This window comes from Undibacterium sp. Tian12W (genome assembly GCF_049339405.1).
Lineage (GTDB): Bacteria > Pseudomonadota > Gammaproteobacteria > Burkholderiales > Burkholderiaceae_D > Undibacterium.
In genome coordinates this window covers 75,839-98,658 of the sequence record NZ_JBMPPK010000010.1, presented here as the reverse complement: position 1 = coordinate 98,658, position 22,820 = coordinate 75,839, and the positions used below count along the sequence as shown (strand labels likewise).

The window sequence follows — 22,820 nt, the reverse complement described above, 5'->3', positions numbered from 1 at the left end:
CTTGTTCCTACATGCTTGTCATCACCTGGCTGATAGCCCGTCTGTATTCATGAATTTATACTGAGCGCTATCACATTTGATCAATACAAGCGTATTTCACGACAGAAAGTTCATCATGGCAAAACCAGACGCGCTGCAAAAATATAAATCCAAGCGCGATTTTTCAATTACCTCCGAACCTGCGGAAGGTGGCACGCCTAACGAAAAGGCGCGGGCTTTTGTTATCCAGAAACACTGGGCCAGCAGCCTGCATTATGACTTTCGTATAGAGCTCGATGGCACCATGAAAAGCTGGGCCGTACCGCGCGGCCCAAGTTTTGATACGCACGACAAGCGCATGGCGATACATGTCGAAGATCATCCTATTTCCTATAACACTTTTGAGGGGACTATCCCGGCCAGGCAATATGGTGCGGGCAAGGTCATCATCTGGGACAAGGGTTATTGGAAACCCCTGGGCGATGCGCGCCAAGGTTATGAAAATGGCAATCTGAAGTTTGAGCTGTTTGGTCACAAGCTACGTGGCAAATGGGCACTGATCAAAATGCGCAATGCCAAAGGCAAGCAGGAAGCCTGGTTGCTGATCAAGGAGAAAGATGAGTTCGCCCGCCCTGCCAGTGATTTCAGTGTTGTTGATGAACAGGCTGAGAGTGTCAAGGCGCTGGGCATGCCTGCCATGGAAGACGATGATTCAAATACAGAAGCGGTAGAGACACAAACTGCAAAAGAAGAATCCAGCACCAGCGGACCGCCTGCACTGGCAAAAGCAGCGAAGTTACCAGCGGGCCTCAAGCCCCAGCTTGCTACACTGGTCAGCAGCGCCCCGGCGAATGTGGATGACTGGCTGTTTGAAATCAAGTTTGATGGTTACCGCCTGCTAAGCCGTGTAGAAAACGGCGAGATACAGCTATTCACCCGCAACCAGAATGACTGGACAAAAAAACTGCCACGCCTGCACAAGGAGTTGCTCGGCATGGATTTACCCGATGGCTGGTATGACGGTGAAATCGTGGTACTCGATGACGATGGCAAACCAGACTTTGGCGCACTGCAACTGGCTTTCGATGAAAACAATACCAGGGCCATTCATTATTTCATCTTCGACTTGCCCTACTGTGCCGGTCACGATCTGCGTGATGTACCCTTGTGGGAAAGGCGTCAGGTGCTGGAACGCATCATGCAAAGACAAACGTCCGAACTGGTGCGCTTCAGCGGCATATTCGACCATGATCCTGGCGAGATTGTCGCTGCGGCTTGCCAGATGGGTCTGGAGGGCGTGATAGGAAAACTTAAATCATCGACGTATGTATCAAGGCGCAGCGATGACTGGATCAAACTGAAATGCGCACAGCGCCAGAAATTTGTCATTGGCGGTTTTACTGAACCGCAAGGTTCACGCATAGGCATAGGGTCTTTATTGCTCGGTGTCTATGCCAAAGATGGCAAGCTGCACTATGCTGGCAATGTCGGTACTGGCTTCAATGACAAAAGCCTCAAAGCCTTGCGTAAGCAACTTGATGGCCTGGTAAGTGAACAACGTCCGTTCGCTGGCAATACCGGCATAGACAGCAAATCACACTGGGTCAGGCCTGAGCTGGTTGCCGAAGTCAGTTTTGGCGAGTGGACCAGCGCCGGGCATATCCGGCATTCGGTCTTCCAGGGTTTGAGGACAGATAAACCAGCCAGTTCCATCGTGCGCGAGCAAGCAGTAAATCCCGCGCATGCAGCATCGGCAGAAAAAACACGGCCCGGCAAATGGCAAAGAATCAGGAATGCAGCAAAACCAGATAAAGCAGTCAAGATAAGTAACAATGCAGATGTGCATGAGACCCTGCCAGCAGACTTCAAGATCACCCACCCTGCACGCATCATGGATGAAGAAAGCGGCACCACCAAGCTGCAACTGGTGCGTTACTATGCCTTGATTGCCCCCTTGATGATGGATCACCTGAAAGACCGGCCACTAGCACTGGTACGCGCCCCAGCCGGTGTCAGTGGTGAATTATTTTTCCAGAAGCATGCCGATACCAGGACCCTGCCTGGCGTCATCCAGACCGCGGATAATTTACTGCCGGGTCACCCCGGTTTGCTGGTGATCAAAAAACCGGAAGGCCTGATTTACTCAGCCCAGTGGAACACCGTAGAAGTGCATACCATGAATGCTACTGCGGCTTCATTCGACAAGCCAGACCGCATGGTGTTTGACCTTGATCCTGGCGAAGGCGTGGACTGGAAATCAGTGCAGGAAGCAGCCAGTTTAATGCAGGCCATGCTGGTGGAGCTTGAACTCTTGCCATTTTTAAAAACCAGCGGTGGCAAAGGCTTGCATGTCGTAGTGCCCATCAAGAAACGCTATGACTGGAACACCGTCAAGGATTTTTCTGAAGCCATCGTGACCCACATGGCCAATACTATCCCCGAGCGTTTTGTTGCAAAAAGCGGCCCTAAAAACCGTGTGGGGAAAATATTCATCGATTACCTGCGTAATGGCCTGGGTGCAACCACAGCCTGCGCCTGGTCAGCACGCGCCAGGCCGGGGATGGGTATATCCGTACCAGTCACTTGGGAAGAACTGAACAAACTGCACGGCGGTAATCACTGGACAGTGCATACCGCCCATGAACGCCTGGATGCGGGAAATGAGCCCTGGAAAGATTATGCAGGCTCTGCCAGGTCAATAACAGCCAGTATGAAAAAACTGGGGTTTAAAGTTGTACGTAAATAATGTTCTCTTCTTCTGTCTCACTCACATTCAAAGCCATCCATGTCAACAACATCATTTAAAGCCGCTGCCCAAAGGAAGAAACAGATCTACAGCCTGCTGCACGAGGTATTTGGCATTACCAAATTTCGCAATGGCCAACAGGCTGTGATAGACAGCGTGCTGGAAGGACGGGATACGCTGGCGATCATGCCGACGGGAAGTGGAAAATCGCTTTGTTACCAAATCCCTGCGGCAATTTTGGGTGGTGTGACCATTGTCGTTTCGCCACTGATTTCACTGATGAAAGACCAGCTGGAAAAACTGACAGAGCTGGGCATGCATGCCAGCCAGCTCAACAGCACCCTTACTCATGCTGAAGAACAGAATGCGCTGGATGACATTGCTAACGGCAACAGCAAGATCATATTTTGCACCCCAGAGCGCCTGACGTCGCCAGATTTTTTACTGTTGCTGACAACGGTCAATATTGCCCTGGTAGTCATTGATGAAGCACATTGCATTTCGCAATGGGGCCATGATTTCCGTCCTGCCTATCTTGAACTGGCAGCCGCCATCCGCAGTCTGCACCGCCCTCCCATACTTGCACTGACGGCCACCGCAACGGAAGACATCATTGCAGATATGGAAAAACAACTGGGCATGATCAAACCCCATGTTATCAACACTGGCATCTACCGTAAAAACCTGCGGTATCGCGTCATCCAGACCACCAATGAAGAAGAAAAATTGGCGCTGGTGACGCGCATGATCAGGGAAAGCAAGGGCGCAGGCATCATCTATGGCACGACGGTCAAGGCAGTCAATACACTATATGAACACTTGCAACAGAGTGAAGAAAGTGTCGCCTGCTACCATGGAAAACTATCTGCCACTGAACGCAAACAAAACCAGGAATTATTCATGAGTGGTGCCTGCCGCCTGATGGTGGCGACCAATGCCTTTGGCATGGGCATAGATAAAAGCGATATACGCTTTGTCATACATTTGCAGGTACCTGCCTGCCTGGAAACTTATTATCAGGAATCAGGCCGTGCCGGTCGCGATGGCTTGCCGGCAGATTGCACCTTGCTTTATTTCCAGGACGATAAACGTGTACAGCAATTCTTCCTGACAAAAAACTATCCTGAGGCACACGAATTGCAAGCGCTTTCTCAGCACTTACAAGAAATGAGCGTACAAAAACCAAGTCTATCGTTTGCAGACATCAAGGGCATACTGAGCGATATGCCAGCAAGCAAATTGAAAATCAGCCTCAAGCTGCTCAAGGATGGTGGCGTGCTGCGGCAGGATCGTAAATTGAACTATTTGATTAAGCCGAGGCAGACTCAGCCGGAAATATTCTCTGAATTAAGTGCCACGTACCAGCAAAAGCAGGATGCCGCCCGCATCGCTTTGGAAAAAATGGTGTCCTATGCGCAAAGCGGATTTTGCCGCTGGAAATTATTGCTGGATTATTTTGACGATGATCATGACTTCAAACAATGCTGCCAGTGCGATAACTGCCTGTCTCCACCGACAGTCATGGCTGAAGACAATAGTACGCTGGAAATTCTCATTCCTCCTCTACATCCAGTTGAAGAACATAAAGAACTGATCTCCACTTTTGAAGTGGGATCACAGGTCAGGTTAAAAAAATTCGAGGTCGGCACTGTCATTGCAGTCGAAGGTGAGCAGGTCACGGTGGAATTTCCACAAAACCTGGTGAAAACCTTTTTGCGGGAATTCGTCATGCCAGCATGAACAAACTTCCAAACTGTAGATAGCGACTTTCTCCTACACCAGCAGGCGCTTGAAACTGACCGCATCTGTCTGGAGCAGGATTTATCATGCAAGATGAATATGATTGGAAAAACGATGAGTTCCAGATAAAAATCAAATTCACAAATCAAATCCGGTGCATGACGCATACAGAAAAAAGAGATAAGAAAGCTTATGATGCCACCAGCAGAAACAATTGAGACCACAGCAACGCTGGCAGACAATGATAACAAGGACTCCGTCCTGTCCAAGTTGGGGCCTGGCCTGATCACGGGCGCAGCTGACGATGACCCCAGCGGCATAGCCACGTATTCACAGGCTGGCGCGCAGTTCGGTTTCAACATGTTGTGGACAATATTGCTGACTTATCCGCTGATGTGCGGCATACAAATAGTCAGCGCACGCATAGGCAGGGTCAGCGGCCACGGGCTTGCCACCAATATCGCACGGCATTATCCAAAATGGTTGCTGTACTTCATTGTTGGCTCTTTGCTGGTCGCCAACTGCATCAATATCGGTGCCGATCTCGCGGCCATGGGTGAAGCGACGAAGTTGCTATTAGGTGGCCAGGCGAAATGGTATGCCATTGTTTTTGGCCTGATATCCATCGTGTTGCAGGTTTTTATCCCCTATCAGCATTATGTGCGGGTATTGAAATGGCTGACAATGGCCTTGCTGGCCTATGTGGCAACAGTATTCGTGGTACGCATCCCCTGGGGCCAGGTAGTAGCAAGCACTGTGATGCCGCATATTTCAATGAAAGCTGAATATCTGACGATGATCGTCGCTGTATTTGGTACCACCATCAGCCCTTACCTGTTTTTCTGGCAAGCCTCACAGGAGGTCGAGGAATTGCGCGCAAAGCCAGAAGAAACCGCATTATTGAAAGCACCCTTGCAGGCGATCAAAAGTTTAAAGCGTATCAATATTGATACCTTTATCGGCATGGGGTTTTCCAATATGGTGGCGTTTTTCATCATGCTGACTACTGCAGTGACTTTGCATATGCATGGGCAAACCGATATACAGTCCTCAGCACAGGCAGCGGCGGCATTGAAACCTATCGCAGGTGAATTTGCTTTCCTGTTATTCAGCCTCGGCATTATCGGCACAGGTTTGCTGGCTATTCCTGTGCTGGCTGGTTCTTCTGCCTACGCCATTGCAGGCAGTTTCAAATGGAAAAACAGTCTTGAGCATACTGCTACCCAAGCGAGGGAATTTTACGCGGTGATTGCGGTGTCAACTGTCATCGGTGTCATTCTCAGTCTCAGTAATGTTGATCCTATCAAGGCATTGTTTTGGAGTGCGGTGATCAACGGCGTCATCTCTGTGCCTGTCATGGTCGTCATGATGTTGATGGCAGCCAAGCCCGCCGTAATGGGGCAATTTGTTATTTCCCGCCGCTTGAAAATCCTGGGGTGGCTGGCTACAGCAATGATGGGCGCGGCAGTTGTTGCTATGGCATTCACCCTTTAAGTAGATTGCGTAGATTGAATGGATTTCATAGGTAAAATACCATTCAGGCAAGAATGAACAGGCGATCTCTTACAAGCACTGGCATCACTGTCTGATGGATAACAGGACCCAGGACATCTAAGCTGTAGCTAGCAAGTGGTATTTCAGGACAAATCCAAATAAGCTAAATGGAGCTCAAAATGATTATAGTTAAAAGCGTTGGAAAAGGCATTTTGCGAGCGACCGTCCGTCTGGAAACAGTAGAATATGGCAACGGTTGGACATTAGGCGTAGAGATCAATGGCATCATGGTGCATCACCCTGACAAGGATTTATACCAGACTGAGCAGGATGCGCTGATTGCTGGCGATGAAGTTGTCGATGCGATGGTGCCGACACTGCATTGATGATGAAAAAACAGCGTACTCCTCGAAAGAAATACGCTGTGAAAACCAGAACTTGTTCTGGGAGGGTGGAAATCTTCAGTGATCTTTATCTTTAGTTGCTTTTAGTCGGCTGCTGCAAGGCTAGCTTAGGATCGGTAGCCGATGGTGTTGTTAGCACCACCGGAGCAGAATTGCGAGCATCCCAGCCACCACCAATAGCCCGTATCAAACTCACTGCCGACCTGGCACGCGCACCATCCAGTTGAGCAGCGATGCGCTGTTGCTGCAATACCGTACGGTCCGCATCAATCACGTTCAGATAACTGACCGAGCCTTCGCGGTATTGCACATGCGAGAGTTTCGCTGCCCGCTCTGCCGCCTGCACAGCATTGTCTTGCGCCTGAGTCTGGTCACGCAAAATCCGCAAGTCAGCCAGGTTGTCTTCGACTTCCCTGAAGGCATTCAACACGGTCTGGCGGTAGTTGGCGACATCTTCTTCATACACTGCGCCTGCCCTGTCTACACTGGCCTGACGACGCCCACCATCAAACAGAGGCATGGACAACAAAGGCCCGAGCAGGAAGGTGCGGCTGCTCCAGTTCAGCAAATCACCCAGGCTGGCCGATGCATAACCAGCAGAGCCTGTGATATCCAGCCTGGGGAAGAAAGCTGAGCGTGCCACACCGATGCGGGCATTGGCGGCGGCCATGCTGCGTTCTGCTGCGGCAATATCTGGCCTGCGTTCCAGCAAGTCTGATGGCAAACCTGCCGGAATATTGAGAGCAATGCGTGACAAGGGCCTTGGAGAGAAATTGAATTCTGCCGGTGTCTTGCCCAGCAAGACGGCCAGTGCATGTTCTGCCACCGCACGGGTGCGTGCCAGGCCCAGCGATTCTGATTGCGCAGTTGCCAGTTCTGCCTTAGCACGTGCCAGATCAAGTTCGCTGATATCACCTTCATTAAAACGGGTTTGCACCAGCTTCAGGGTTTTTGAGCGCAGCTCTACCGTGGCGGCATATAAAGCCTGTTCTGCATCCAGTTCACGCAGCAAAAAGTAGGCTTGCGCCACATCGGCTTGCAAGGCCAGTTGCACGGACTGGAACAGGGCTTCAGTCTTTTGCGTATCTACCGTTGCCGCATCTATGCTGGAAGCGACGCGGCCAAATAGATCCAGTTCATACGATGCACCAAGCTGGGCATTGTAGGTCGTGGACGTCGGCATGCGGGTATTGTCAGGCAAACCCTGGGACGCAGGGGCAGCACGCCCACGGTTGGCACCCAGGCCCGCATTCACTTGCGGGAACAGACCCGCACGCGCATCCTGGCGCAAGGCGCGGGATTGCTTCAGACGGGCAGCAGCCGCTTTGAGGTTCTGGTTGGCCGCCATTGCCTGAACCTCCATCTCATTGAGACTGTCGTCTGCAAAGATTTTCCACCAGTCGCCACGGGCGACTTCTTCTGCAGGTTGCGCTTCTTTCCAGTTGCTCAAGTTGCTGCTTGCCTGCACTTCTTTATAGGCGGCGGGAGTTGTCACTTCTGCCTTCTGATAAGTCGGTGCGACTGAACAACCAGCCAGCACCAGCAATAACATCAACAGGGATGAAGCAGACTTCAGGGGTTTGATTGTATTCATCATCATGCCTCTCAAACTTTAACTACGCTATGTGCGTGGCCATGATCGTGCTCATGATCGTGACCATGTGCGACGGCAGGCGCTTCATGCACTACCGCAGAATGCAGCTTGCGGCCACCTGCAAGAGTACGCAGCAATACATAAAATACCGGTGTCAGGAACAAGCCAAACAGGGTCACACCCAGCATGCCAAAGAACACTGCCACACCCATCGCATGACGCATCTCAGAACCTGGGCCGCTGGAAATCACCAGTGGCACCACACCCATGATGAAGGCGATGGAAGTCATCAGGATAGGACGCAAACGCAAGCGACTGGCATCTATCGCGGCCTGCAAAGGTGTGCTGCCTTGCAGTTCAAGCTCCCGCGCAAATTCCACAATCAGAATCGCATTCTTGGCCGATAGCCCCACCAGTACCATCAGACCGATCTGGGTAAAGATATTGTTATCACCACCTGTCAGCCAGACGCCGGTCAAAGCCGCCAGCAAACTCATGGGCACGATCATGATGACAGCCAGTGGCAAGGTCAGGCTTTCATACTGCGCTGCCAATACCAGGAACACCAGCAAGACACTGATAGGGAAGACCCAGACACCGGCATTGCCAGCCAGAATTTGCTGGTAAGTCAGGTCCGTCCATTCAAACTTGATACCGGCTGGCAGGGTCTTTGCAGCAATACGTTCTGCCGCAGCCTGCGCCTGATTCGATGAATAACCGGGGGCCGGGCCACCATTGATATCTGCCGCGGTATAGCCGTTATAACGCACCACCATTTCAGGACCAAAGCTTGGTGTCACCTTGACCAGCGAAGACAGTGGCACCATTTCACCAGCCGTATTGCGGGTTTTCAATTGCAGGATATCTTCAGGCTTGGCACGGTAAGGCGCATCTGCCTGGGCACGTACCTGATATACGCGGCCAAAACGGTTGAAGTCATTCACATACAAAGAACCAAGATAAATCTGCATGGTGTCAAATACATCCGTCACCGGTACACCGAGTTGCTTGGCCTTGACGCGGTCAAGATTCACATCCAGTTGTGGCACATTGATCTGATAGCTGGAGAACATAGGGCCCAGTTCTGGCGCTGTTTTGGCAGCAGCAATAAAGGCCTGTGTGGCGGCATCCAGTTCTGCATAACCGAGCGCACCCTTGTCTTCGATCTGCATCTTGAAGCCGCCAACTGTACCGAGACCCATGACAGGAGGCGGCGGGAAGACGGCAATGAAAGCATCCTTGATGCCGAAATACTTCTGGTTCAGCTTGCCTGCAATCGCATTGGCAGAAAGCTCGGCACTGCGGCGTTCTTCAAACGGTTTCAGGGTCACAAAAACAATACCGGCGCTGGAGCTATTGGTAAAGCCGTTGATGGACAAACCAGGGAAGGCAACTGCACTTTCCACACCCGGTTCTTTCAGGGCGATGGCCGACATATCACGGATGACTTTTTCAGTCCTGTCCAGCGTTGCGCCATTAGGCAATTGCGTAAAGCTGATCAGGTATTGCTTGTCTTGCCCAGGTACAAAGCCACCCGGCACGATATAGGAAATACCCACGGCTGCCGCCAGCAATACCACATACACCACCATGCTGGATGCCTTGCGTGAGATCACGCCAGCGACACCTTTGGAATACTTTTCAGAACCGCGATTGAACATGCGGTTGAATGCATTGAAGAAGCGGCCAAACAGGCGGTTCATGACTTTGGTCAGCCAGTCAGGTTTTTCATCATGGCCTTTGAGCAAAATCGCAGCAAGTGCTGGTGACAGAGTCAGCGAGTTGAAGGCAGAGATCACAGTCGAAATCGCAATCGTCATCGCAAACTGTTTGTAGAATTGCCCGGTCAAGCCAGTCATGAAGGCCAATGGTACGAATACCGCAACCAGCGTCAAGGCGATAGCGATAATAGGGCCGCTGACTTCACGCATGGCGCGGTAAGTCGCTTCTTTCGGTGACAGGCCAGCCGAGATATTTCTCTCCACATTCTCCACCACCACAATCGCATCATCGACGACGATACCGATGGCGAGAACCATACCGAATAATGACAAGGCATTGATGGAATAGCCAAAACCCAGCATCAGTGAAAAAGTACCGACGATGGAGACTGGCACGGCCAGCAAAGGGATCAGCGAAGCACGCCAGGTTTGCAAAAACACGATGACCACCAGCACCACCAGCGCAATCGCTTCCAGCAAAGTCTCTACGACTGCATGGATGCTTGAACGCACGAATTGCGTAGGGTCATATACGATCTTGTATTGGACTGAGCTGGGGAAGTCTGCCGACAATTCTTTCATCGCTGCACGCACCTGGTCAGACACGTCCAGCGCATTCGCGCCAGGTGCCTGGAAGATAGGTATCGCTACTGCCGGTTTATTGTCGAGCAGCGAACGCAAGCCATATTCGGAAGCATCCAGCTCTATGCGCGCCACGTCCGCCAGGCGGGTAACTGCACCATCGGCAGAAGTCTTGAGTATGATCTCGGCAAATTCTGCTTCTGATTTCAAACGGCCCTGCGCATTTACATTGAATTGCAAAGGTGTGCCCGGCACATTTGGTGATGCGCCAATGACACCTGCCGCCACCTGTACGTTTTGTTCACGTATGGAGTTCACCACGTCAGACGCAGTCAGGCCACGCTGTGCGACTTTTTGCGGGTCCAGCCAGACGCGCATGGCGTAATTGCCCGAGCCAAACAAGCCCACCTCACCCACACCCTTGATACGTGCCAGCCTGTCTTTGACATTCAGCACTGCATAGTTGCGCAGGTAGGTCATGTCATAGCGGTTATCAGGTGAAATCAGATGCACGACCATGGTCAATGCAGGTGAACTCTTGATCGTCGTCACCCCCAGGCGTTGCACATCCGCAGGCAGGCGTGGCAAGGCTTGCGAGACACGGTTTTGCACCAGTTGCTGCGCCTTGTCAGGGTCTACACCGAGCTTGAAATTGACGGTCACCGTCAGGTTGCCGTCACTATTTGCCTGTGACTGCATGTACAGCATGTTTTCCACGCCGTTAATGGATTCTTCCAGAGGAGAAGCCACGGTTTCTGCAATCACCTTGGGGTTGGCACCGGGGTACTGCGCCCGCACCACGACAGAAGGTGGCACCACCTCGGGATATTCCGAGATAGGTAACTGGAACATGGCCAGCGCACCGGCCAGCAAGATAATTACCGACAGCACCCCGGCGAAGATGGGGCGGTCGATAAAGAATTTTGAGATATTCATGATATTTTTCTATCTGCTTTTATATTTGTGTACGCGATGATCAGGACTTGTTAGCAACAGTTTTTTCTGCAGCAGTACTGGTATCAGGCGTTGCCGGAACAGCCGCGACTTTACTCATAGGCACCATGTTTGGTGTAATGGCGTCCCCTGGTCGTGTACGTTGCAGGCCATTGACGACAATGCGTTCACCGACCTTGAGACCAGATTCCACAATCAGCATATCTTCCTGCCTGGTACCGAGGCGTACTTCGCGGTAAGCAGTGTGATTGTCCTTATCGACTGCCAGCACGAAGCGTTTGCTTTGATCAGTGCCCACGGCTTTTTCATCTATCATCAGGGCTGCATGCGGTGCACCGCCACCGAGGCGTACGCGGGCATACAGGCCAGGCAAGAGCAAACCATCCTGGTTTTCAAACACGGCACGTACACGTACAGTTCCTGAGGAAGTATCCACACGGTTGTCGATGGAAACCACCTTGCCCTGACGCGAATAACCGTCTTCATTGGCCAGACCCAGGAAGACTGGCACCTGGGTATTTTTCGCCTGTGCCGGGTTCACGTATTTCAAGAAACTTTGCTCATCCACGTCAAAGGATGCATACACTTGCGAAACGGATACCAGCGTACTCAAAGGCGGCGAACTGGCACCGACTGCAATGACGTTGCCTACAGTGACCTCGGCCCGCGAGATACGGCCAGCAACCGGTGCGGTGATCTGGGTATATTCAAGATTGAGTCTGGCTGTTTTCAATGCTGCCTGCGCTGCCAGCACATTGGCCGCTGCTTCACGCGATGCATTTTGTTTTTCTTCAAAGTCACGGCGGGCGATGGCGTTTTCACCGAGCAGTCTCTCACCGCGGGCCACGTCAGAACTGGTGTAGGCTGCGCGTGCTTCTGCTGCTGCCAGTTGCGCCTGGAAGCGTGCTACTTCAGCCGCATACGGGCGTGGGTCTATGGTGAACAGCAAATCACCCTTTTTGACCAGGCTGCCATCCTTGAAATGCACGGCAGTCAAGGTACCGCCAACCAGGGGGCGTATTTCTACCCTATCGACGGCTTCGAGTTTGCCAGAATAATTTTGCCAATCGACGATATTGCGGCTGACGACTTCAGCGACATCAACCGTCGTTGCTGGCGGCGCAGCCTTGGGGGCATCATTGGCTTCGACATTAATAGCACCTATGGTGCCAGCAGCGGCAATCAACAGGACAACGGCGGCGCTGATGGCTATGGATTTACGGCTAGGAGCTGTTGATATAGTGGAGCTGGTAGATTCAGACATGATATTCCTCGTGGATGTAGTATGTAAGTTACTGAGTTCTTGAGAGTCTTTTGTTTTGTCAGACATTTTGTTTTTCCTCCAGGGATACGAAAGCAGATGTGTTCAAATCATTGGGAACTGCAAGGCGGCGGCGTAAAAAATCCGCCACTTCCACCAGCACCGGCTGATGCTCAGGCAATGAGGCATGCTTGATCCCGGCAAAGCGGGCAACCTGCACAGGCACGCCTACCGTGATCAGGGCTGCTGCATATTTTTCTGCTTCCACGTGCAGGACATCATGTTCAGCAGTAGCGATAAAGGCGGGGGATAAACCACCCAGGCGGCTGGATTCCAGCGGCGCAGCGTACGGGTGCAGGCGCTGCAAGGAGCGCGGCAGGTACTGGCCATAGCAGTGCGCGCATTCTTGCGGGGTCAGGTCAGACTCCAGTTTTTTGGCGTCACCCAGGCGTGTCATGCTCGGGTCCAGCATCGGGCCTATCAGTGCCTGCGCCAGTATCGGTGGGGCATTACGGTCACGTGCTATCAGGGTCAGGCAAGTCGCCAGGTTGCCACCGGCATCATCACCTGCCACTGCCAGACGGCTGGCGTCAGCCCTGATGCTGGCAGCATTTTTTATTGCCCACAGCATGGCGGTGTAGGCATCTTCCGGCGCGGCCGGAAAAGGCTTGGCCGGGGCCAATGAATAACCCACGGACAAGACGATGACATTGCTGTTACGCGCAATGAAGCGTGCCGGAACATCGGCATCATTCAGGGAACCGCTGATGAAACCACCGCCGTGGAAATACAGCACTACCGGCAAAACTGCATTGCCATGAGGGCGATACAGACGCACAGGAATGACCCCAAGCTGGCCAGGGATAAGGAAATTATCTATCTGCAAAGATGGCTCAGCCGTCTTTGTGGTCTTCTTTCTTTTTTTATCAGAAGTACCGGGTTTAGTGAGGATTGTTGTTGTTTCGTCCATCATATTGTCGCCAATCGCGCCAGAGCTTAGTGAATGGACCGAATAGTAGGCGCGATGCGCTTCGGGATAAACGCCTATAATCCAACATGACTATTCCGCCAGGCCGACTAATCAAGCTTTGAATTAGGTTTATACTTCGTTCAGACGAATAGTCCTTGACTATGCCAACCAGTTATTCAGGAGTACCGCGATGGACCGTTTCCAGGCAATGCAAGTCTTCACCCGCGTGGTAGACAGCAATAGTTTTACCCGCGCCGCCGATAACCTCGGCTTGCCGCGTACCACTGTCACGACCATCATCCAGAATCTGGAAAGCCTGCTGCAGGTGCGCCTGCTGAACCGCACCACTCGCCGCCTGAGCCTTACACCAGACGGCGCGGCCTACTATGAACGCTGTGTGCGCATTTTGGCAGACGTGGACGAGACTGAATCCTCATTCCAGAATGTGGCGCGCGGCCCCAAGGGGCAACTTCGTATAGACGTGCCAACCTCGATAGGCAGGTTGATCCTGCTGCCGCAAGTCTGTGAATTTTATTCGCGCTACCCTGACATCAAACTGGTCATGGGCATGGGTGACCGCATGGTTGATATGGTGCAGGAGGCGGTCGATTGCGTCATACGGGTCGGCGAATTGCAGGATTCCAGCATGGTGGCTCGCCGCATAGGCACTTTCCAGAGCATTACTTGCGCTGCGCCAGATTATCTCGACACCCATGGTGAGCCACAAAGCATAGAAGACTTGCAGCACCACCAGGCTGTGCATTATTTTTCCAGCCGCACGGGCCGCAACCTTGACTGGGATTTTGTCGTCGATGGCAAGACCGTGGATGTCACGGTCAATGGCAAGATATCCGTCAATGATTCTGAAGCTTATATCGATTGTGCCGTCAAGGGTTTTGGCCTGATACAGGCACCACGCTTCATGCTGATGCCGCATCTGCAATCCGGCGCATTGCGCGAAGTATTGCCGCAATGGACACCCGCCCCCATGCCTATCTCGGTGGTCTATCTGGCCAACCGCCATCTGTCACCAAAAGTACGCGCCTTTGTCGATTGGGTGGCAGAACTGTTCCCGCGCTGCCCTTTGTTCAGTGGCCGCGATGCAGAATTGCTTAACGGTACGGGCGAATGTGCTTTCGCTGGCAAACCTGAGCAACGCCCAGCCTACAATACTTTGCGCTCAGTCATTGAGCAAAAGAATATTGCTGAAAGTGTGTTTTAAGTAGCTACCCTGCTTGCATGAGTTGATTTTAAGCAATAGCATTTTGGCAAAATTAAATTTACAACAAATAATGTATTTCAATTAAATCATTTCCCGTTTGCCCGCTAAAGTCGTTAATAATTCATTACTAGCGGGCGTGCGAGATGATAAGCAATATCAAAGCTGAAAGTTATTCCCTCAAGAGTTTTGACGCAAACGAAACTCCTTCCTCACCCACTCCATCGTCCGCTGATGCGTTGAACATGAACGTCTCGCACGCAGGCGGCAGGGACGCAGCAGGCAGCACAACCTACTCGCAGCGTAATCGTTACCTGTATGTACAGTTGCAGAACGATTTGAAAAAATCGGGGGCGCCAGAATTGCAACTGAACTTGCCCAAAGGCTCATTGACTGAATCCTGGAATAGCTATCTGAAGACGCAAACCACGGGCAGCCCGCTGAAAACTGCAGCATCAGAAAAAATAAGACCGCGCAGTACAGAATCCATCCAGGACTTGCTCAAGCGCCGCATGAAGGAAGAGCGCGTCAGCCTTGGCACACCTGCCCCCAGGTCTGTCAGTTCACCGCCGGCCTCGCTGCGCAGCAGTGTTAACAACTCCATGCAGAGCCAGTTGCTTTCTCGCCTGAACAGCAAGGATGAAACTGCGGTTGCTGGCACGCAAAAACCCCAGGCTGCGACAGGGCCAGTGATTGACCCGGTAACGGGTGCGATCAACCGTGAAAATCTGGCCAGGACAGTGCGCGCCCTGATACAGGAATTACCACCGGTACCAGCGAGCCCGCTGGATTTACGCGAAAAAAGAAGAGCAAAGATAGTTGAAGAATTACATGCCGTGCTGGCCCTGGCCACCAGCAAAAATGCCTTGCCTGAAGATGAACTCGGTTTAAAAATCCGGCAAAGTTTTTCACAGGCAGCCACTGATTCAAGAAAACTGGCACGCAATCTCGCCACCTCCATGTTCAAACGCCCGCTGTTTACACCTGAACCTGAACTGGCATTGACGTATAGCTGCATGGGCGCCCTGCTCACAGAATTAAAACGCATACACCTGACTGCCGCAGCGCCAGCAATTTTGGATAAATACGCCGCAGCTGAAGCAAAGAATATGGAGAGCGTGGCACCAGGCATAGATAAAGCCCGGCCCGGTGCCAGCCTGGTCGTATCAAAAAGCATAGGTGTCAAACATTCTTTTTTTGGCGTCGGTAGCCTGGGCGGCAGCCTGCAAAAAACCAATGTCCTTAGCGTGGATGAAGATGGAGATCACAATTATTGGGAAATGCTTGGCGGGCAAATAAAAGGCGGCTTTGTTGACAAGATACACGGCTGGGGATATGAAGCCAGTGGCAAAGTCAAAGCTGAATTTGGCACGACATTTTTTGAAACAGCGACGACTGCCGAGATGGCGAAGCTGATCGCAAACATGCATGCGAACCAATTGCTGAGCCAGAGGTCGGCTGGACAAGGTGCAGAAGCACTCGCAAAGGCAAAGGAAACCTATAACAAGATTGCTAAATTCGTCATCGGCAGGCGTTATGAAAGTGATGCGACTGAGCCCACTTATCTGAACGACGCCAAACTGGCCAAAGGTTATAACACCTCAAAACTGATGCATATTGCCAGTGCGGCTGACGGCATGCTGGGGCAAAAAAAGATCACTGACTTATTTGCTGCTGCCTATCCCAGCGCTGCCCAACTGACATATAAAGACCAGGGTACCGATGTTGCCAGCAAATTGCGCTCGCCCATCAATGCATCCATCCCTGATTCGGTCGGCTATGCCAACAATAAAACTTTAAGACCGGCAATCAAGAGTTTAACGGGAACTGTCGCCGCCGACATTGGCAAGAAACACAATGAAGGCAGCTGGGCGGCTGTTGGCGGCAAGGCAGCAGGTGAGCTGACAGTCAAAAATCTGGCCATGCATATCAAAACCGCCGAGCCAGCACATCGCCTGCTTGACCCTGCGCATTTGCACGATATGGCGCAGACCATGGAAGTGCATCAGCGGGTGGAGAAACTGAATAATCCACGCCTGCATTTATATCATTCATTGCGTACGGTCATGGAACAAGGGACTCCCGGCACCAGCGATGTCAGCAATATCAGCAACGTAAACAATAAACTGACGACAGAAGCCCAGCATTTTTACGGCAACAATGGCCAGATTCCTGCGCAATTCAAGAGCAGTATCAATGCACCTGATGTCAATAAATTATCCGGACTGACTTCCGCTTTTACTGAGCTGCATCATATCTATAGTAATTATCTGGAGAATGCCAATCTGGTGCTGGCCAAACCAGACCATTATCTGCCGCCTGAATTGAGAAATGATTTCCAGGCAAAGAGGGAGCATGCTTACCAGGCGATCAATGCCGAAATCTGGCAGGGGAAAAACCAGCAAGGCTTGCAAGCCGCCTTGAAAGACCCAGAGAAATTCGTGGCCGAAAGCTATGATGGCATTTCACTGGCGCTGGCTTCTGCAGGTACGCACCTGAGTTTGCTCAAGCGGGAAATCGCCAGGGAAGAGGCAGCTCATCCATCGGCAGATCCAGCAATCAGGGAACAGAAAATTGCCGCGATCAGGGCTGCGGATAAAGAGTACGCAAAGATACGTGAACTCATGGATACGACCTTGCTGCCTATCAAGCGGGAAACCTTGTCAGAACACATGCTGTTGAAAGAACGGGCACTCTGGCAAAGGCAGGATTACTCGGCAAAATTGTCGGGTTCTGGCGGCTCGAATTTCAATATAACCGATACCCTGCCAGCGCAGACCGGGCAGATTAAAGAAGACGGACAACATAACCCCAGTTTTTCGACTCAGGTAGGGAATATGTCTGTGTCTGTAGAAACAAAAGTACAAAATGCTTCTTCGCAGATCAACTCGGGGCGGCTGGGGCAATTCATGCTGCTGTCGATCAGTGCAAATGCTGGCCAGCCCATTACCGGCAAGCTGGCAGAAGAAGGCTTGCTGCTGGTGATGGAAAAATTCTATCCCGGTACGTCTGCCCGCGAGTTGCGCTCGATGACGGAAGAAGTTTGCCAGCAATTGCGCAGCATACAAGGGGTGGTGGCAGACCAGGGAGCTGGCGCCACAATCGAGTTGAAATTGCACCGGATGCCAGGGGTAGGCTCGAAAGCGCGGTTTGAAATGCAGCATATCCGTGCCATGGCCAATACGGATAGCGGCATGAGTGTTTCCGTTCCGTTGGTAGTGACAAAAGCCGGGGTCACATCTCTGTCACTCAGCAATAAAGATTCGACGACCTCGGTTGTCAGTGAAATTATTGGCCCTGACCTCAGCTATCTGATGATGCGCTCTTCTGCCATGAAAGAAATGCTGGATTTGGGCAAGAAAAATAATGCTTCACTGTCTGAGATGTTTGCTGCCAATCCGCAAATGAAGGGTCAGTATTTGGGTAACCCTGATCTGTTCATCAAATTGATCAACAAGCACTATGAATATCAATCCATCTCCAGGGCTGGATTTGATATTTCAACCATGCCCATGCCAAATGAATTCTTTTGGTATTTTGAGCAAGAACCCTATAAACGTGCCGCAAACATGGCAAACGAAGTGGCCCACTTTGCACCCGGCTCAACAAAGGATAATGGCGACCCATTCGCCAAGGCACCGGATACTTTGCTGAGCCAGATACGCAATATGCAGTTGCCCGATAGCATAGACTGGGAAAAAGAAAAAACAGTGATAGGCAAACTGTCTTCTGTTGAGCAGCGCCTGGCTTATTTTGAAAGCCCGAAGGGCCGCCAGGTTTTCGATCATTTCGTCAACATCATTGACGTCACCAAACAAGTCAACAGCGCAGCGATGATCCATGGCGAACACCGCAATGACGGATTCAGTATCAAAACCCCCAAGGCAGAGATAGCAAAAGATGTGGCCGATAGCATCAGGAATCTCGACAACAAGAAAAGCCTGTTTGGACAATTAAAATCTGGGATGGCCGATGTCATGCGGCCAGAAAGAAAGACCCTGCGCGAACTCAAACCCAATGAGCTTGAGATCATCTCCAAAAACATGACGCTCACTGACCGTGTCAGGGTTGAAGCATTCAAAGAAATAGCCAAACGATCTGCCCTGAGTAAATCTGCAGCGCAGGAGAAAAAAGCAGACACATCCACTCCACCACCGGCTACGTTCAATTCCAATGAAGCAGGCAAAAACATATCCAGCCTGCAAAAAAGTTTTATCAATGGCACACAGCCTGCCAAGACTGAAAAAAGCAGTAGCGAAGTCGCCAAATCGCCTTTCGATGCAAAAGGCGCATCAACGGCGGCGAAGAAAATTATAGAGATACAAGGAACTGCTTTTGGTGCTCAGGGAAATGAGACCAACAAACTGGTACAAGGTAGTATTTTACCTACGCCCAAAATTCAGGCAGGCTCATCATCCGACGGCAGGGCCGCGCAGGCAATCGCTGAAGAAACTGAGCGCATGACAAAGCTGATGCCAAAGGTAGAGAGCTGGATGAAAGCAAGGAACATAGGCATCGTACCCAACAATGGCGATGGCCTGAATTGCCTGATCATTTCCCTGTTACAGCACGCCACGAAAGATTATGGTTCGCAGCATACAGAAATGGCGGGCAAGTTGCGTACCGCAGTACAGAATAAATATCCTGAAGTAGGTAGCAAAATGCTGTATTCAGATGATGCACCATTCAAGTCGCTGGTGAATTTTATCAACAAGAAATTTAATGCCGACATGAATGTGCTGATCGTCCAGCCGGATGAAAACGGCAAGCCTGTCGTATTGCCCACCAACCGCACCGGAAACAATGATGTGGTCATCATACAAAAAGGGGCGCATTATGAAGCGGTGACCATGGCATCTGCTGCCACCCAGCAAAGCAAAGCGGATTTGCTCGACATTCCAGCCTTGCCCAGTTCCAGGCTGACGCAGATATCTGACAGGCTGGCAAACCCGAATGGCTTGTCACGCAAGATTTAAGGAAAAGCTGAGCTGCTTACAAATCACTGCCGCGCTGTGCGGCAGCGGGTAAGGTAAACCAGAACACGGTGCGGACACCAGCTTGTGATTCAAAACCTATGCTGCCGCCCATGGTTTCCACAAGGTTCTTGGTGATGTTCAAACCCAGGCCCGCGCCACCCAGGTTTTTTTCGCCATGCTCTTCTGCCTGGGCGAATTTGCCAAAAATACGCGGGCGGAATTCGTCAGGAATGCCTGCACCACGGTCTTCAACCTCTATCCTGAAAACCTCATCCTCAAGCTTGAGGCGGATTTCTACCTGTACATGCTCAGGTGAATATTTGGCCGCATTGGACAAGAGATTGGCAAACACCTGCATGATGCGCTCAGAGTCGCCCATGACCCAGGCCGACCTTGGATATTCGGTCAATGCAAAAGAAGTCTGGCGCTCCTGTGCATAGCCGGTATTTGCTTCTATCGCCTGCAAGGCCAGGGTGGTCAGATCGACACGCTGAATTTCAAAACGCATGTGACCAGAGCTGATTTTTTCCATGTCGAGGATATCGTTGACCAGGCCAGTCAGGCGCTTGCTGTTGTTATGGGCTATGCGCACCAGTTGCAAGGCCTTGGGAGTGAGCTCCATCAGCGTGCCAGATTCCAGCAAGCCCAGCGCACCCCGGATCGACGTGATGGGAGTACGCAATTCATGGCTGACCGTAGAAATGAAGGCCGCCTTCATATTATCTACTTGCTTGCGCTGGGTAATATCACGCGCAATCGTGGAAGCACCTATGACGTTTTGTTCACCATCATGTACTGGTGACATGGCAACAGAGAGCTGGATTTTTTCACCGTTCTTGCGCAGCCCTGTCACTTCAAAATGGCTGACCCGCTCTCCCTTGATGATGCTACCCAGATGTGCTGAACTGGCGATCACGTCATTATCTGCATACAGCAGCCTGGAAGAACGGTCCAGCACTTCTGCGGCCTGGTAGCCAAACAATTTCTCTGCTCCCTCATTCCAGCTGGTGATGATGCCATCCAGAGATTCGCCGATGATAGCGTCTTCCGAACTGTCTATGATGGCAGACAACTGGGACAGCTTTGCAGCCGCTTGCAACTGTTTTTCAAATTGTCTGACGATGACAGCACCAAAGATCAGCAGGATGATGATCAGCACGCCATTGCCTATGCCTTGCACTATGGCACTGGAGCGCCAGGCTTCCAGCACTTCTTCCCTGGACAGAGCAGCCACCGCTATCAGGGGGAATTGTTCAAGACGGCTATAACCGACTATCCGTTCTACACGATCCAGCTTGGAAGTTGTAGAAAATGTGCCGAATTTATTGACAGCAATCTGCTCGCGGAAAATGGGGCTGTTAATGTATTTTTTTCCCAGCGCACCGACTATCATGGGCCTGCGCAGGATCAGTGTGCCATCATCTGTCAGCATGGCGATAGAACCTTTTTTACCGAGGTTGATGCTGTTGAAATATTTGAGCAGGAAATCAACATCAATATGTGCCAGCACCATGCCGCCGTATTCACCATTCTTTTGATTGAGGCGATGCGACATCAGGAAAACCCAGCTGCCATCCTGTACCACTTTGGCGGATTTGCTGATATACCAGCCAGCGTCTGCATGTGTTTGGTGATACGCAAGATTATCGTGTTCGAGTTCACTGGCCAGGGTAAAACCGGCATTGCTTGATGCCATGACCTTGCCATCAGCGTTGATCACCGTCATGAGTTTTAACTGCGGCAGGTTATCCATCTCGCGCTTCAGGGTCAGCGTCAGTTTGTCACGCTGATGCAGATAGCCGGCATCCTGCTCCAGCCTGTCCAGGACAGAAATGATGGCAGCATCCACCGCCTTGAGCGTATCACCGGAATGCTGGGCCATGGCCTGCGCCAGATTGCCGGCGGCCACATCACCGGCACGCACGGCCATCTCATGGGTTTTCCACATTTGCCAGATGCTATTGCCAGTCAGGACCGTGCATACCAGCGCAATAAACACATACATGGCTAACTTGATGGAGGTGCGCTTCACTGGCATTAAGGTATTCACTCAAGATCAACGGGAAAGGATATCTGCCCTGCAGGCCAGTTCACTGGAACACGCCGCATCACAGTGACTGAGTTCCAGGACTGCATCATTGTAAGTTGTCTGTCATAAATAGGCGAATGAATCAGCAGCCTTGCGATGCAACTATATATCTTCCATGGCGACTGCTGGCTTCACCATTCAAGACAAGCAGATTCGCTGCTCAATTACCTGCCAATTACCTGTCACTTACCTCAGTATTAAATTTCCCTTGAGACAAGATAGTAATAAATTGTTACGTATTTCGACCTTGACAAATATTAATAATAAATTAACCTTGAATGATTGACATGCAAATAAAGTAATAAGCATATGTAATTAATTTCCTCGCCTGCAATCTCTCCCTTTTTGTGATTTTTGAGTGTTTGAGCCCGTTTCCAAACGGCTCGGGGTGGATTGTTGTCGCCGTCTTTTTTTGCATGTATGGATTTGCATCACATCAGGGATTTTGAACGTGTCATCTGGCTGTAACGGTGATGCGTGTTGTAGCTGCAAGGCAGGGGCCCGGCTTCTGTTTGTTGAATATTGTTGTCCAAAATTTTCTGGAACAGTAATCGGGTATCAGCAAAGCCCTAAGTCCGATAGTGTTTCAGTGCCAACCGAATGGAGAATTGTGATGGCGAAAGACAAGTATTTTGTAGAAGTATTGGCTGCTGATCCGGCGAATATTCCTGATGTGGTCTTGCTCAACGGCTTTGTGGGTAATTCTGCACTGGAAGGCTATACCCGGCTGTACCTGAATGCAGTCCTGAATGAATATTATGAAATCCCCAGCGAGGCAATCTTGCACACGGCAGCGGCATCTGCCAGCAGCAATAATCCACTGGAAACCGCCTATGTATGGATCAAGGCCGACGCCGAACTCATACGCAAAGGCAAGAGCGTGGCTGACACCAAGCTCAGTTTTTTCAACGGGCCCATACAAAGTGCCCAAGCTGCATCCGCAGCATCCGCCGCCAATGCAGCAGCCCAGGCAGCGGTGGCTGGCGGCCCTACCGGCGTATTGAACTGCACGCAGGCCCCGGCGCAATGCGGCAACACTGCATGGCCAGGTTGCCCTGACACCCCGAAATAATCTGACAGAAATTCCGACA

12 protein-coding genes are annotated in these 22,820 nt (G+C 51.3%); 7 read left to right on the top strand and 5 right to left on the bottom strand.

Annotation, left to right across the window (positions count from 1 at the left end; translation table 11 throughout):
• Nucleotides 1-115: 115 nt before the first annotated feature.
• From ligD to ACO0LI_RS14100, 4 genes are all read left to right on the top strand, one after another.
• Nucleotides 116-2,725 (top strand): DNA ligase D, encoded by a 2,610-nt coding sequence (gene ligD / locus ACO0LI_RS14115; RefSeq protein ID WP_423033075.1) that lies wholly within the window; start codon nucleotides 116-118, stop codon nucleotides 2,723-2,725.
• A 39-nt stretch (nucleotides 2,726-2,764) separates the two neighbouring features.
• A complete protein-coding gene (locus ACO0LI_RS14110) occupies nucleotides 2,765-4,465 on the top strand; it encodes a RecQ family ATP-dependent DNA helicase (protein WP_423033074.1) in 1,701 nt (566 codons plus the stop codon).
• 195 nt (nucleotides 4,466-4,660) lie between these two features.
• Nucleotides 4,661-5,959 carry an Nramp family divalent metal transporter gene (locus tag ACO0LI_RS14105; protein ID WP_423033289.1) on the top strand — a complete coding sequence of 433 codons (1,299 nt, stop codon included), beginning with the start codon at nucleotides 4,661-4,663 and terminating at the stop codon, nucleotides 5,957-5,959.
• 179 nt (nucleotides 5,960-6,138) lie between these two features.
• On the top strand, nucleotides 6,139-6,345 hold the full coding sequence (locus tag ACO0LI_RS14100) for a hypothetical protein (RefSeq protein WP_422950783.1): 207 nt from the start codon (nucleotides 6,139-6,141) through the stop codon (nucleotides 6,343-6,345).
• Nucleotides 6,346-6,436: 91 nt separating this feature from the next.
• Here the strand turns inward: ACO0LI_RS14100 and ACO0LI_RS14095 are convergent, their stop codons facing one another.
• From ACO0LI_RS14095 to ACO0LI_RS14080, 4 genes are read right to left on the bottom strand one after another with little or no spacing between them, the layout of a single operon-like run.
• Entirely contained in the window at nucleotides 6,437-7,957 is a 1,521-nt protein-coding gene (locus ACO0LI_RS14095) for an efflux transporter outer membrane subunit (protein ID WP_423033073.1), read from the bottom strand.
• A gap of 11 nt (nucleotides 7,958-7,968) precedes the next feature.
• Nucleotides 7,969-11,196: an efflux RND transporter permease subunit gene (locus tag ACO0LI_RS14090; protein WP_423033072.1), complete on the bottom strand. Its 3,228-nt coding sequence runs from the start codon at nucleotides 11,194-11,196 to the stop codon at nucleotides 7,969-7,971.
• 40 nt (nucleotides 11,197-11,236) lie between these two features.
• Nucleotides 11,237-12,478, bottom strand: a complete 1,242-nt coding sequence (locus tag ACO0LI_RS14085) for an efflux RND transporter periplasmic adaptor subunit (protein WP_423033071.1) — start codon at nucleotides 12,476-12,478, stop codon at nucleotides 11,237-11,239.
• A 58-nt stretch (nucleotides 12,479-12,536) separates the two neighbouring features.
• Entirely contained in the window at nucleotides 12,537-13,445 is a 909-nt protein-coding gene (locus ACO0LI_RS14080) for an alpha/beta hydrolase (protein WP_423033070.1), read from the bottom strand.
• Between the two features lie 190 nt (nucleotides 13,446-13,635).
• Here ACO0LI_RS14080 and ACO0LI_RS14075 point away from each other — a divergent pair, with 190 nt between their 5' ends.
• Together ACO0LI_RS14075 and ACO0LI_RS14070 are read left to right on the top strand one after the other, a co-directional pair.
• Nucleotides 13,636-14,667 (top strand): LysR family transcriptional regulator, encoded by a 1,032-nt coding sequence (locus ACO0LI_RS14075; protein WP_423033069.1) that lies wholly within the window; start codon nucleotides 13,636-13,638, stop codon nucleotides 14,665-14,667.
• Nucleotides 14,668-14,909: 242 nt separating this feature from the next.
• The gene (locus ACO0LI_RS14070; RefSeq protein ID WP_423033068.1) at nucleotides 14,910-19,640 is read left to right on the top strand and encodes a hypothetical protein; all 4,731 of its coding nucleotides are present in this window, start codon (nucleotides 14,910-14,912) and stop codon (nucleotides 19,638-19,640) included.
• Between the two features lie 16 nt (nucleotides 19,641-19,656).
• Here the strand turns inward: ACO0LI_RS14070 and ACO0LI_RS14065 are convergent, their stop codons facing one another.
• Nucleotides 19,657-21,678, bottom strand: coding sequence for an ATP-binding protein (locus ACO0LI_RS14065; RefSeq protein WP_423033067.1), 2,022 nt, complete (start codon nucleotides 21,676-21,678; stop codon nucleotides 19,657-19,659).
• Nucleotides 21,679-22,342: 664 nt separating this feature from the next.
• On the opposite strand from ACO0LI_RS14065, the gene ACO0LI_RS14060 reads away from it, so the two are divergent.
• Nucleotides 22,343-22,801 carry a hypothetical protein gene (locus ACO0LI_RS14060; protein ID WP_422950775.1) on the top strand — a complete coding sequence of 153 codons (459 nt, stop codon included), beginning with the start codon at nucleotides 22,343-22,345 and terminating at the stop codon, nucleotides 22,799-22,801.
• The last annotated feature ends 19 nt before the right edge of the window (nucleotides 22,802-22,820 follow it).